The following is a 13,277-nucleotide window of genomic DNA, read 5'->3' as shown; positions in this document are numbered from 1 at the left end:
AGTTACTCGACAGAAATATAGATGTCGACCTCTTCATTACCCTTGTAATATTCAAAATCGGTTTTGAATATTCTCTTATATTCAACCGTAGTCTGCCCAAAGAAAGACCAGATTTCCTGCCAAAGTTCGATAACCGTTTGCGGCATGCTGCCTGCAGCACTAAAAACTAAATACTTACCCGCTGGGACAGTAAACACTTCTAGGTTACCTTCGATATCGGTTAATTTGCCATCGGTGGCGGCCCATAGGTCATATAACCCGTTGTGATCCGACTCGTAATTGGTATAAACACCATATAACTTACTATCTACTGCCGTTTTGGGAGCAACTTCCGCATAGAAGCCTTGCCACAATCCACCTATTTGAGCTTTATCAGGCTGTAATTCATCAGCATTACACGTGGTAATCATTCGACCGGTTACTTGAAAGCTTTCGATATTTTCTAAATGCATCGTACCTTTCTCCTATCTTTCGATGAATTTATACCAGTCTAACGAACCTTAAAATTCACAGGTTAAATTTATGTAAGTAATTAAAACCTACCCGTCAGTATTGATTACAGTCTGTTGTTTCGCTTCTTTGGATTCACGAATAATCCAATATAAATAACCCACAACAACAAGATTAATCAATAATACGGTTACACTAATAAAACCAAATTTAGTAATAACTTCGTACAACTCAAAGGGGAGATAAATAGCACCACTAACTAAGGCAAACCATTCGGTCCAACTATAAGCATGCCATAAACCAAATGACTCAACGAAACGGATAAGTGAATACAACACACATAGAGCAACCACGAAATAAATATTATCCGGCGTTATTCTATGCGCATTTTCAATAATGCGATGGGTCCATTCAGCTGGTAACCAACGCTTCCAATACGAAACTTGTCTTTCTATTAAGGCGACAACGTCAATATCAGCAAATTTATACAAAAATAATCCCAACACCAAAGCAATAACACCCTTTGATGCTTCTAATACAGAAACCCACTTTAGTCCTTTAGGAGACGAACTCATTTTTCTTACCAATTTAACACATCTACTGATAAGACTGATTCTAAGTCAAATGATTCCGTAAGGCAGCAAGTTTGTGCCACTTGAAAAGAGTTATGAAAGGAAACGCCAGCGTTATACTTACTGGCGTCTTATAATTTCGCTTAGAAGAAGTAAAACGTGGCCGTCGCATTGATGCTCTTGACGTCTTTGTTGCCAAATGAATAGTTGGAGTATTCGATACCCAATGCCATCGGCCCAAACATGGCATAGTCGGCACCGACCGCCCACATTTCGTCGACACCATCATCGTCTTCAATATTCACACCAGCATCACCTTCCAATACCCAAGAGTTGACACCAAGTTTCGCGTATATTTGTAATGGTCCAAACGTCACGTTTGGTCTTAACGCACCATAGGCAGCTTCAGCCTGGATATCACCACCAGCAGCATCAAACTTGCCAAAGTCGGTATAGCCGCCTTCAATACCAAGAAAAGGGATCACACCGGTACCAACGTAAAGGCTATAAGAAACTGATTTGTCGTTAAGGTATTCTGAAGATCCTGCAGATGCTCCACCATAAACAAGTGAATTAGCAAATGTTGTCGATGACGCAAACAAAGCTAACATTGGAATTAAAAGTGTCTTTTTCATATTTCTTCTCTTTTAATTTTTTTAAAAATTCATGGATGCATAAACACCAATAGCATCCCCATCGAAGTAAGGCGCCACTGCTAGGTTCGTCACGCTAAATCCGCCCAATGTCACGGTATACTGTATCGCAGTCGCTAATGCGGCTCCAGCAATAACATCCCGCCAGTAGTGATAACGGTTTTCCACACGAGAATAAGCAACTAATCCAGTCAGCATATAAGCAGGAACACCATACTCCCAGCCATAACGAAACTGAAGGTAAGCAGCTCCCTGCGCTGCGCCAGAAGCATGAGCAGAAGGCATACTATAATCATGCCCATTTGGACGCCGAGCGTTGATACCTATCTTAAGAAAGTGCGTTGATAGTGATGTCCACAATGCACCTTCACCTAACTGAACTAAGCCTTCACCATCAAGCTTGTACGCAGAAATAAGACCGGCAGTGACAGGGATCCCCCATTGCAGTACATCCCCTACCTCTTCCAGGTCTTTGTTATATGCATGAGCTTGAGTGCAAAGCAATGCGCCTGCTGCTAACAAAATGGTTTTTATTTTGCAAAGCGAATAACGTTGATAATATTGGTTCACAGGCAACCTATCTCCATACACTTAAAAGCATTATTTATTATTTCGCCTCATTAACGAGGCAATTCTTTTAGGTATAGAGCAAAAAGCAGACCAATAATGAATGGGCTATTTATAACGCTGACTTACGTAATAATTCGCTTCATTTATTCCATAATTAAATAAAATTATTGATATTTCAGTTATCAATAAACTTACATTTACTGATATTCATAAAAACTGGGGGATCGAAAAGGCAATGATTTACCGCTCAGGATACAAGCATTGCCTCTTAGGAGGAAAACGTTAACCGAGGGTTGTATCGAGTATCATCATGAGGGCAAAGCCAATCATAAGTCCTAACGTTGCCAGCGTCTCATGCCCGCTGCGATGCGTTTCAGGAATAACTTCATGTGATACGACAAACAACATTGCCCCACCAGCTAAGCCCAAACCAATCGGATAGGCAAGCATATAGCCACCAGCTAGACTAACGCCTAACATAGAACCCATGGGTTCAAGTAGTCCCGTAGCAATGGCTAATAATACTGAAAATAAAGGTTTGAATCCGGCAGCTCTTAGGGTTAACGCGACCGCTAATCCCTCAGGTATATCTTGTAATGCTATCGCCGTAGTCAGTGGCAGACCAACCGACAAATCACCCTGAGCATACCCGACACCAATTGCCATGCCTTCAGGAAAATTGTGCAAGGCAATCGCAAATACAAATAGCCACGCCCGACCGCATCGCTCGTGTCCAGGACCGCATGGACCGGCTTTGTGTTCATGAGGAGTAAATTGATCCAGCCCCAGCATTAGAGCTACACCAAGCGCCATACCAAAGACGACGATCATTCCACCAATAAAGTTGCTGTTGGTATAGTTAATAGCGGCATCAATTCCCGGAAGGAGAAGCGAAAATGCCGATGCTGCCAACATCATGCCCGCAGCAAAGCCGAGCATCAGATCAGAGAGCCGCTGAGGAATGTTCTTTAGGAATAAAGCCGGCAATGTTCCGATAGCCGTCGCGGCAAATCCCGCACCTCCACCCAGAAGAGCATAGCGACTGTAAAGCTGATGTTCACCGGTCAATGCCAAGACAACCAGTAAGACAATCAAAATAAAAGAACCGAACAATCCCCATGAAATGTATGGATGCTTTGATGAATGGTGACGAGCGGTCTGTAGCCAGGTTAGCTGTTGGGTATTCTCCATGTAATTTCAATCCTCTTGAAATTTAAGACTCTGCTATTCCTCTACAATACACGGATTCTTCAGTTAAAAAAAACAGTTGTATAGCTATACAACTGTTTTATTTTCTGTAACTTAAGCTTAATAGTTTACAGAGCTGGCTCTATCGTGCCATTAAATGTTTTCTGAATAAATTCGTGCACAGCCTCTGACTGGAAAATGTTCACGACTTTTTTGTAGTTTTCGTTGTCTTGATCTTCCTTACGTGCTGCTACGATCATAACAGCCAAAGGCGCATCTTTAGGTTCTAGATACAAACCGAGCTCGGCAGGGTTTAGCCCTGCTGACATAACATAGTTCATCGTTATCGCTGCCGCATCAATATCGTCAAGGCTGCGTGGAAGCTGTGCCGCATCGATCTCTAATAATTCTAGGTTTTTAGGATTAGTCGCGACATCCTTCAGTGTTGCCTTGTAACCAACACCTTCTTTAAGAGTAATTAAACCCGCAGATTCAAGTAGTAGCAGACCACGTCCTTCGTTAGTCGGATCATTTGGAATCGCAACTCGAGCATTTTCTGGTAAATCAGCTAAGGTCTTATATTTACGGGAGTAGATACCCATTCTCATTAGAATAGATTTCCCCATTGAAACAAGATCAGTGCTGTTATTGCTATTGTAATTAGTCAAAAATGGCAGATGTTGATAACTATTCAGATCAATACTGCCATCAGCCAGGGCGGCATCCGGTGTAATATAATCGGAAAATTCAACCACTTTGACTTTAATTCCTTGTTTTTCTGCTTCTTTTGCTACTGCATCTGCGACCTGAGCATGAGGCCCTACTGTTGCACCAATTTTAATGATTTTGTCTTCCTGCTGCCCACAGGCGGTCAAACCCAAAACTAATAATAGGCCAACAGCCCATTGACCCACTTTTTTTAAATCCTTCATGAAACCTCTCCAAATAGCCGTATAGACATCTAAAACGACATGCTACTTGGAAAAATAATTTTCACAATGAATTTTTTTGTATTAGTTATATAAAAATAGCTATGAATTGAAATCGATTAAGACTGAGTCAAATGTCTGAAACGTCTTTGATCTCGAGAGATCTCAATGCGGTTTTTGCCTTTCTGTTTCGCCTCATACATTGCTTTATCACTCACAGCCAGGAGGCTATCGACAGTAATACCATCATAGGGATACACCGCAACCCCTATACTAATACCGAGTAAATGTTTCTTCTCATCAACAGAAAAAGGCTTAGAAATTTTATCCAAAATATGCTCTGCTACAGCAATACTCCGTTCCATGTCACCCAGCAGCGCAACAACAAACTCATCGCCCCCTATTCGAGCGGCTATATCTTCTGCTCCTAGACACGAATGGATTCGACTGGCGACATGTTTGAGTAGTTCGTCCCCCAAGGAATGACCAAATTTATCATTGGCCACTTTAAAGCCATCCAAATCCATAAAAAGAATACTCATCGCCGAGCCATCTCTTTTACAACGATTTAGCTCTTGCTCGGTTAGTTCGATAAACAAGCGCCGGTTAGGCAAGTCAGTTAATGTGTCATGCGTAGCCAGATGTCTTTCATTGGCCTCAGAGATCTCACGCCGTTTCACTTCTTGCTGGAGCTCGTTAGTCGCCAATAAAACTTCTCTTTGTAATTCGAATTTAAAGTTAAATATTTTGTAAGCTGCAATAAAGATAATCAAAGTAATAAGTGAGATCACCGGCCAATACCAAGGGGATAACAAAAAACGGGATTCTTGCGCTAAATGGTTGTGACGAGTATAAGCATGAACGGACCAAACCTGATTTGCGAAATGTAGCGTCTGATACAAGTTAGATTCAGTGTGCTCATCACCACTTCCGTAAATAGTCGTCATCTCGCCATTTGGACGTTCTCGTTTTATCGTAATATCAAAGTCGTGATAGAAACTGCTAAACGCGGAATTGTTCATTAGCGTCGGTAAATCAATAAGGATAATAGAAAATCCCCAAAAATCTGCTCCAGCCGCTTTTGTTTCATTTAGGAATATCGGCTGTCGAGCTATCAGTGCGCGCCCTCCTTGGATAAGATCGACAGGCCCATCGACAACAATACGTTTTTCCTGGATCGCTTTAAACGCGGCGAGTTTTCTTTTGGAATCCGCCAGCAAGTCATGTCCGATAGCACCGCCGTGTCGTTCTCGATGAGTTACATAAGTCAGTATTCCCTTAGGTGCTAACTGTACACTTTTGATAGCAGGAATACTTTGCGACAACATTCCGGCGTAAGTTGCAAATTCATCAGACGTAAAATAGGGATGAGCAGAAACAAAAGCGCTGACGCTGTTAAGCAAGCGTATTTTTTCATCCAAGAGCGATTGCAATGCAGCCGTCATCTCCTTGAGTTGACGAGTATGGATAACGGTATTCTCATGCTCAAACATTGATTGTTCGTAACTTCTCAATGTGTATGCCGAAATACTGAATAAAAAGCTCACCATCACTGCAAAGATAATGGCGACCAAATTAATGCTGGAGAGCAGTCTTTGGGACACTAATCTACGATTAAGTAATAGGGCTCTAAATAAGTAGTAATGAGCAATCAATCTCATCATATGTCCCGCCGCATTGGCCCCTCCATACACAGAAACATATTGTGTGAAACACAACTCCGCCAATATGGTACTTAACAATGCGTAGATAAAATATTTTCTCTGTCGAATATACAGCCTTTCACCACACTGTATTAATCCCCAAATAGCGCCAAGTAGAGCGAGTATTACCAAGAACTCAGATTGTATTTTAAAAAGAGTGAGACCTTGACCTTCAATAAATGCCGTTGGAAAAAAATGAAGCGGGTAAATAGCTAAAACACCCATAATCGACACAGCTGATACAGCAAAAAAGAAAATATTACGGCGTCTTTTACTACTGAGTGGTAGGGTAAAAATAATGAGTAAACCGAATGACTCTATATACCGTCCTAGAATCCAAAATTGAGTCGGTGGGTTGGGACCTAAATCATTTCTGGATGCGAAGCCTTGATAAGTAATGGTATGTGTAAAATCAATTAAACTGACGCATAAAAACAAAACAGCAAGAGCGCCAAAATAGCTGGTCTGCGTTTGCTGATATTCTTTCCAACCAGCCAAAGCGACAGCGATAGTCATAAAAATAGTGAGTGATTCGATTAGAGTGTGAAACAGAACGAAATCCGTACGAGAAACAGACCAAAGAATGCCACCCACAGACAAGCATCCCAACAGAAACGCAATCTTCATTGGTAAACGAACGCTATTTTTAAAAGCCGAATCCGGAGGATGCATTTTTTTATTATTCCCAACCACTTATAGTCAACTAGACTCACATTAACTTTACTATTGGTCAAAAATGCTTGAGCGTCAAATAAATACCCGAAAAGTGTTAATTAAGGTTAAAACAACGGTGTTTTTATCACTTAGGAACGATCTTTGCTTTGTTAGCTATATCAGCTTTTATAAGGAGAACACAATGGATTTAATTAGAATTTTATTTGCGATTCTGCTACCACCTTTGGGCGTATTCCTTCAAGTGGGTATTGGCGGGGCCTTCTGGCTCAACATACTGCTGACGATATTGGGTTACATCCCTGGTATTATTCATGCGGTATGGGTTATCGCACGCCGCTAGTAACTTCCGTTCACTGTGTAAATATTTCAATCACTGCTAAAACTTACAACGTGTACTCTACATCAAAGTGCACGTTCTTTTTATTTGTTTTACTCTGGAAAGGAGTAGCGATTCCGCCCTCTCTGCTTACTAAGATAGAGCGCTTCATCCGCTTTAAGCAGTATTTCAGTATGATCACTGGTCTGAGGTATGAGTGTACAGATACCAATACTCGCGGTGACTGTTGTCGCAATATCAGATGCTACATGAGGGATATTAGTGTCATGAATATTTTTAAGAATAGACTCAGCAACTAGCGAAGCGCCTGTTTCATCTGTAAATGGCAATAAACAGGCGAACTCTTCCCCTCCATAACGACTACATACATCAGCAGGACGGCGCAATCCATTCGATAACGCTTTGCCTATTAGTTGCAAGCACTTATCGCCTTCGATATGACCATAATGATCATTGTATTTTTTGAAATAATCCACATCGAGCATTAATAGCGTCAATGGGCGTTTTTCCCGTAAACAGAGCTTCCAGTTAATTTCCAAGGCATCGTCAAACTTACGGCGATTCGATAATCCAGTAAGTACATCGATCATCGCCATATCTTTCATCACATCCCTTTGTAGCTTTAATAAAACATGGGTAAGAACTCTGGCTCGAACGATTGTTGGATTAAATGGCTTGGTGATAAAATCAGACGCCCCAATCTCGAAGCCATGCGCCTCAACATCAGAATCCGTTTCACCCGTTACAAAGATAATTGGAATATCTTCTGTAAGCTTATCACTGGTCAAAATACGACAAACCTCATAACCATCCATTCCAGGCATATTAATATCCAGTAATACTGCATCCGGCATTTGATCTCTTACAAGCTTGATTGCCGCTTCGCCATCGGTTGCCATCAACACATCGTAGTCGTCTTCAAACAACGCATTTAAAGCAAATATATTCACACGCTGGTCATCGACTAACAGTAACACAGGCTTGCGACGATTGGCCGATAACTGCTTCAGAGTATTGCCACGACTCATAAGCGCTCCCTTAACTTACCTAATACCAATTTTGCTTTCTCAAAGTCGAGTTGCTCTACCGAGTTTAGTAGCTCTTTACCACTTTCTGCCGCTGTATTTTCAAGAGAATTCACGACATCTTCTGCGACTCCCAGTGATTTCAGACTTCCTTTCTGAAGTAGTTCTTCAAGTTCATCCAATTTCTGTTTTAATTCTTCTTGTGACACTTCGGCCTTAAACTGAACTATCTCTTCTTCACTCTCACCAGACAATGCCTTGCGTATTATTTCGTACTCTTTTCTGGCTTGCTCATCGATCAGTTCAGCAAGATTAGTGACAAGATTAAATTTGTCATTCTCGCTTGCTTGCTTTAAGGTCTGCTCTTTGTGTGCAACAAGCTCATGTAACTCTTTCAGATCAACGGTGCCTGATGTTCCTTTCAGCGTATGCAGAACATTGTAAATATCTTGCCAGCGACGATTTTCTACAGCGTCATTCAAAGACGAAATCAAATACTGATAGTCGTCCCAAAAGTTTTCGAATAGCTTTCTGTACAACACCTCATTACCACCAAACCGCTGAAGCGCTTCTTCGTGAGGAAGCAACGTCGGTTTTTCTTTTCTCTCTTTTTCTTCAAGTATGCGGGAGGTCACACGCAGAATCGTATCAATAACCTGCTCAAAATCGAGTGGCTTAGCGATATGGCCATTCATACCAGCATTAAAGCACGCAGCCTCATCCTCTTTGCTGACATTGGCGGTCATGGAAATGATTGGCAGATGATCAAACTGAGTATCTTCCCTAATTAACCTCGTTGCTGTTAGCCCATCCATCCTTGGCATTTGCATATCCATCAACACTAGGTCAAAGTGCTGTCGAGATTTAACAAACTCAACGCTCTCTTCTCCATCTACGGCCAGAACAACGGTTGCGCCTTCTGCTTTGAGCAAACTCATAGCGACTTCCTGATTGAATGCATTATCTTCAACCAACAGAATGTGCAATCCGGTAAGCCGTTTACGGTCGTCTTCCACCCACTCTTCGTCTTCTGTAATCAATGTACCCTCTAGAACACTGGTCACTGTATTAGCGAGTTGCGCCGGCGTTACAGGTTTTGATAAAACCCAATCAATAGGCATCCCAGATGATACAAGTGGCAACTCTTCATGGTTTGCAGCACTAATCAGTATGATTTTAGGTGGATGTTTTAACTGGTAGTCATCAGCCAGCGCCTCAGCCACTTCAACACCATCCATTTCTGGCATTAACCAATCCAATAGCACACATTGATAAGGATGATCCGATTCATCTGCCGAAAGAATCACTTCTAACGCGTCTTTTCCATTACTAACCGCTTTGACATTCGCTTCAAGTCTACAGAGAGCTTCAACGGCTAATGTACGAGCCAATTTACTATCGTCAACGACAAGGATATTAGGATGATTCGGTATTACCGGTTGATGCCACTCTGTCTCTTGGTTCAAATCGAGCGTTAGCGTAAATTTAAATTCACTTCCTTTACCCAATTCACTATCGACAGAAAGCTCACCTCCCATCATCTCGATAAGGTTTTTACTTATTACCAAACCTAAACCTGTTCCGCCAAAGCGACGGGTAATTGAGGCCTCAGCCTGAGTGAATCCGTCAAAAATGCGTTCTTGTTGCTCTTTACTTATTCCTATACCGCTATCTTTGACCGAAATGGTGAGCACGACATGATTTTGGCTGAGTTCTACAAGCTTGGTCTGAATCACGACTTCTCCTTGCTCAGTAAATTTAATCGCATTACTGATAAGGTTAAGTAATATTTGCTGAAGTCTTAGGTCATCGCCTATCAACTTGGTAGGAATTCGCTCGTCGAAATTGAACAGCATTTCCAGACGTTTATCACGCAGATTTCCTGTCATAACGACCGCCATATGTTGCATTAGCGAGTCTAAATCAAATGGATGCAGATCAAGTTCCAGTTTGCCTGATTCAATTTTGGAATAGTCGAGAATGTCGTTCAAAAGCGTTAATAGTGACGTCGCGGCCACTTTGGCTTTGAATGCAAAATCTTTCTGTTTGGGTTTGAGTTCAGTTTTCAGTAAAAGTTTGAGCATACCCAGCACAGCATTCATCGGCGTGCGGATTTCATGGCTCATATTAGCTAAGAATAAAGACTTGGCTTCATTTGCCTGATCAGCTGCGATTTTAGCATCTCTTAACTCTTCTTCTGCGCGTTTCTGGTCCGATATATTACTGGCGATACCCAAATAACCCTCAATCTCGCCGTGGTCGTTACACATCGCGGTCACCACCAATCGAACGGGAAAACGGGTACCATCTCGCGTCACAAATTCCCAATACTGGTACTCGGTGATGTTTTTCTTGGCTTTGTAGACAAAGACATCAAAGCCCTCTATTTTTTCACCGAACTCTTCTGATAAAGCTTTCCCTTTCTGCTCTATCTCACCGGCATCGTAAAGAATGGCAGGTGTTAGCTTCCCAATAACATCATCAGCTTTGTAACCACTCATCAGTTCCGCACCGTTATTAAACAGACGAATAATGCCGTTTATATCCGTGGCAATAATACTAAATTCAGAAGCGGAGCTCAGCACCGCGCTGAACTGTATGTTTAGCTCGGCAAGCTCGGCTGTCCGTTCAGCAACTTCTTTCTCTAAGTTCGTGTTTAATTCTCGAATTCGAGCTTCTGCGGATTTCTGCTTTGAGATATCTCGTACGATCTTAGCTGCACCTATAACTGCTCCAGTAGAAGAATAAATTGGCGAGACACTCGTCGAAACAGGCAGCTCTCTACCATCTTTCGTCGCTCGCAGAGTCTCCATTGCATAAACACCTTCCCCTTGCGTTATTTTGCCAAGAATCTCATCCTCTTCATAAGCCAAACGCTCTGGAATAATAAGTTCTTTTAATGTCTTTCCAATCGCCTCCTCGCGACTAAAGCCAAAGATTTTCTCAGCGCCGCTATTCCAGCTAACCACAACGCCTTTAAGCGTTTTACCAATAATACCATCGGACGAACACTCGACAATGGCGTTCAGCTTGGTTTGCTCTTGAACTAACCGGGATTGTTGGTTCTTCTGATTAACGAATAGGTAGCCAATAGACGAAAATAAGAGGGATAGAATTAAACCAAATGCCGCGATTATCTCTACTGAGACTAGATGAAGCGAATCAATAAAACCTTGGGTTACGTCGATCTTTAAATTCCAATAGCGCCCCAACAAGCGCTCAATTTTTTGATGAGCAAACTGCTTCAATATTGGCCCATTTGGAGCCGCACTTCGGTAAAATGTAATAGGTAACGCGTCACTTGAAATGTCGGTGATGCTAAACACAAACTTATCAGGATCAGGAGTAAACCCAGATAAAGCCTCATCAAGGTTAATCGGTGCAATAATCCAGCCGTAGCCGCGATCAAACCTTGCCAGTTCGTTATAAGGAGTGAGCCCTCCACGATACAGAGGTAAAAAAAGCAACATCGTATTTTTAAATAAGGGGTTGGGGTCAGCTAATAAGCTAGGAGATGTTATAACAGCTTTGCCAGATTTTAACGCCTCAATGGCGGTGCTCCTACGAAACGCTTCTGAGCCAATATCTAGACCAATTAACTCACGATTATTGCTATAAAACTCAGGCTCGAGATATTTAATAACGAACAAGTCCCCTTCATGAGGTTCAAGTTCAGATATTTTGAAATCGCGATTCTCCTGTTTCGCTAAGGTCAAAAAACGTTCTTCACTATTTTCTTCAACTTTAGCGACAAAACCGAACCCTTTGACGCCAATGAATCGACTGGTGATATCAATCAGGTTACCGTAACGATTAAACGTTTCCTTCGAAATATTTTGTTCACCCCCGGCTAAGACGGCGGTCCGAGCTTCCATTAGACCGTAAATATAGAGTTTGAAACGTTCAGATATCGCTTCAAATATAGGATTAGCTCTATCCTGTACGGCCTCTTTTATCGCCTCCCGGTTAGTCTCTGCAGCATACCTCACCACATAACTAGTGAGGCTTAACCCGATGAGAAAGACAGCAATAGCGACCTTTAGTGGTGTAAAAAATGAGGTAGCCAGTTGCTCCTTAGTTGGCGAAAATGAAGGCATATAAATCTCACTGACGTTTCAATACTGCTCCCTAAAATAATTTTAATGACGGGAAGCTATTCTTTAAAAAACGAGTTGCTTATAAAGATATAGCATATAAATTGAAAATCAGCAGAGGCTCGCAGATCTATTAATTTTATTCTTGAGCTGACGCACCCTTGATGGAAGAAGATTTAATAAAACTCGCGGTTGGAGACAACACCATGAGGATACCTAGGAGAAATGCACTACAAGAAATCCACTGAATCGTAGAGAGTTGCTCTCTATAAATCATAAAACCACTGAGTAGGGCAAAGACTGACGTAAGTAAAGTCATTGGAGCCAGCTTTGACATAGGGTATTTGAGGACCATTTTATTCCAGACCCAATACCCAAGTACGGTTGTTGGATAAGCTTGGAACAAAATAGAAAACCAAACTTGTCCATTCCAGTTCTCAATGGTCGTCATTAGCCCATCAAAACCGTTGATCACTAGGCTCAGAAAAACCAATGGTACTGGTGCAAAGAGCATTCCCCAGATATTAAAAGAAAACGCCGCTTTCGTACCGGAGGCTCTGATTACAACTCCAGCTAAAGGCCAACAAATCGCTGAAATAAAGATAAATATAACGCCTAACAAAGTCACATTACCATTGGTATACATAACGGAAATAATCACTCCAGCTAGCGCGATTGTGATGCCTAACCCCATCTGCAGTGAGACTTTTTCTTTGTACAACCAGACACCAATCAGGACGGAAGTAATGACGTCCATCTGCAGTAGTACCGACGCCATACCCGAAGAAAGACCAAAGGTAATTGCGCATGACGCCATACCCCAGATGCCAGTTCCAAAGATGAAACCGTAAGCAAGCAGGTATTTCCAAGCAACGGGAGGCCGACGAACAAAAAATATAATCGGGAAAGTGGCAAAAAAGAATCTAGCTGCGGCAACAATCAACGGGTCTAGTTGAGTGACTCCTAATTTTATTGCGGAAAAATTGACTCCCCAAATGATCATCACTAACGTGACCAACAAAATATCTTTGCCTTTCATACTCATCGTACTCCTTTATCTCTCGACTGAACTGAATACCGA

At 41.9% G+C, this 13,277-nt stretch carries 11 protein-coding genes; 1 reads left to right on the top strand and 10 read right to left on the bottom strand.

Going from position 1 to position 13,277, the window contains the following annotated elements; genetic code table 11:
* Window positions 1–2: 2 nt before the first annotated feature.
* From EES38_RS06955 to EES38_RS06925, 7 genes are all read right to left on the bottom strand, one after another.
* Window positions 3–452: a GyrI-like domain-containing protein gene (locus EES38_RS06955; RefSeq protein ID WP_124936435.1), complete on the bottom strand. Its 450-nt coding sequence runs from the start codon at window positions 450–452 to the stop codon at window positions 3–5.
* 87 nt (window positions 453–539) lie between these two features.
* Entirely contained in the window at window positions 540–1,025 is a 486-nt protein-coding gene (locus EES38_RS06950; RefSeq protein ID WP_124936434.1) for a DUF2127 domain-containing protein, read from the bottom strand.
* A gap of 140 nt (window positions 1,026–1,165) precedes the next feature.
* Entirely contained in the window at window positions 1,166–1,657 is a 492-nt protein-coding gene (locus EES38_RS06945) for an outer membrane beta-barrel protein (protein WP_124936433.1), read from the bottom strand.
* Between the two features lie 21 nt (window positions 1,658–1,678).
* The gene (locus EES38_RS06940; RefSeq protein WP_243694162.1) at window positions 1,679–2,245 is read right to left on the bottom strand and encodes a phosphatase PAP2 family protein; all 567 of its coding nucleotides are present in this window, start codon (window positions 2,243–2,245) and stop codon (window positions 1,679–1,681) included.
* A 282-nt stretch (window positions 2,246–2,527) separates the two neighbouring features.
* Window positions 2,528–3,436, bottom strand: coding sequence for a ZIP family metal transporter (locus EES38_RS06935; protein ID WP_124936432.1), 909 nt, complete (start codon window positions 3,434–3,436; stop codon window positions 2,528–2,530).
* Window positions 3,437–3,561: 125 nt separating this feature from the next.
* Complete coding sequence (locus EES38_RS06930; protein ID WP_124936431.1) at window positions 3,562–4,365, bottom strand: MetQ/NlpA family ABC transporter substrate-binding protein; 804 nt, start codon at window positions 4,363–4,365, stop codon at window positions 3,562–3,564.
* Between the two features lie 116 nt (window positions 4,366–4,481).
* Window positions 4,482–6,737, bottom strand: coding sequence for a sensor domain-containing diguanylate cyclase (locus EES38_RS06925; protein WP_124936430.1), 2,256 nt, complete (start codon window positions 6,735–6,737; stop codon window positions 4,482–4,484).
* Between the two features lie 184 nt (window positions 6,738–6,921).
* On the opposite strand from EES38_RS06925, the gene EES38_RS06920 reads away from it, so the two are divergent.
* Window positions 6,922–7,080, top strand: coding sequence for a YqaE/Pmp3 family membrane protein (locus EES38_RS06920; RefSeq protein WP_124936429.1), 159 nt, complete (start codon window positions 6,922–6,924; stop codon window positions 7,078–7,080).
* 89 nt (window positions 7,081–7,169) lie between these two features.
* Here the strand turns inward: EES38_RS06920 and EES38_RS06915 are convergent, their stop codons facing one another.
* The 3 genes from EES38_RS06915 to EES38_RS06905 all read right to left on the bottom strand — a co-directional run bounded on the left by EES38_RS06915 (window position 7,170) and on the right by EES38_RS06905 (window position 13,241).
* Window positions 7,170–8,105 carry a diguanylate cyclase domain-containing protein gene (locus EES38_RS06915; RefSeq protein WP_124936428.1) on the bottom strand — a complete coding sequence of 312 codons (936 nt, stop codon included), beginning with the start codon at window positions 8,103–8,105 and terminating at the stop codon, window positions 7,170–7,172.
* Window positions 8,102–12,199 (bottom strand): CHASE domain-containing hybrid sensor histidine kinase/response regulator, encoded by a 4,098-nt coding sequence (locus EES38_RS06910; protein WP_124936427.1) that lies wholly within the window; start codon window positions 12,197–12,199, stop codon window positions 8,102–8,104. Before EES38_RS06910 ends, EES38_RS06915 begins: the two co-directional genes overlap by 4 nt.
* Window positions 12,200–12,335: 136 nt before the next feature.
* On the bottom strand, window positions 12,336–13,241 hold the full coding sequence (locus EES38_RS06905) for an EamA family transporter (protein WP_243694161.1): 906 nt from the start codon (window positions 13,239–13,241) through the stop codon (window positions 12,336–12,338).
* Between the last annotated feature and the right edge of the window lie 36 nt (window positions 13,242–13,277).

It is taken from the genome of Vibrio viridaestus (genome assembly GCF_003856525.1).
Taxonomy (GTDB): domain Bacteria; phylum Pseudomonadota; class Gammaproteobacteria; order Enterobacterales; family Vibrionaceae; genus Vibrio; species Vibrio viridaestus.
This window is presented reverse-complemented; position numbering and strand designations above follow the sequence as displayed.

What these genes read in the sequence shown, in the direction of transcription:
- EES38_RS06945 (WP_124936433.1), bottom strand. Translation starts at nt 1,657, where the DNA reads ATGAAAAAGACACTTTTAATTCCAATGTTAGCTTTGTTTGCGTCATCG.
- EES38_RS06950 (WP_124936434.1), bottom strand. Translation starts at nt 1,025, where the DNA reads ATGAGTTCGTCTCCTAAAGGACTAAAGTGGGTTTCTGTATTAGAAGCA.
- EES38_RS06955 (WP_124936435.1), bottom strand. Translation starts at nt 452, where the DNA reads ATGCATTTAGAAAATATCGAAAGCTTTCAAGTAACCGGTCGAATGATT.
- EES38_RS06935 (WP_124936432.1), bottom strand. Translation starts at nt 3,436, where the DNA reads ATGGAGAATACCCAACAGCTAACCTGGCTACAGACCGCTCGTCACCAT.
- EES38_RS06915 (WP_124936428.1), bottom strand. Translation starts at nt 8,105, where the DNA reads ATGAGTCGTGGCAATACTCTGAAGCAGTTATCGGCCAATCGTCGCAAG.
- EES38_RS06905 (WP_243694161.1), bottom strand. Translation starts at nt 13,241, where the DNA reads ATGAGTATGAAAGGCAAAGATATTTTGTTGGTCACGTTAGTGATGATC.
- EES38_RS06925 (WP_124936430.1), bottom strand. Translation starts at nt 6,737, where the DNA reads ATGCATCCTCCGGATTCGGCTTTTAAAAATAGCGTTCGTTTACCAATG.
- EES38_RS06910 (WP_124936427.1), bottom strand. Translation starts at nt 12,199, where the DNA reads ATGCCTTCATTTTCGCCAACTAAGGAGCAACTGGCTACCTCATTTTTT.
- EES38_RS06930 (WP_124936431.1), bottom strand. Translation starts at nt 4,365, where the DNA reads ATGAAGGATTTAAAAAAAGTGGGTCAATGGGCTGTTGGCCTATTATTA.
- EES38_RS06920 (WP_124936429.1), top strand. Translation starts at nt 6,922, where the DNA reads ATGGATTTAATTAGAATTTTATTTGCGATTCTGCTACCACCTTTGGGC.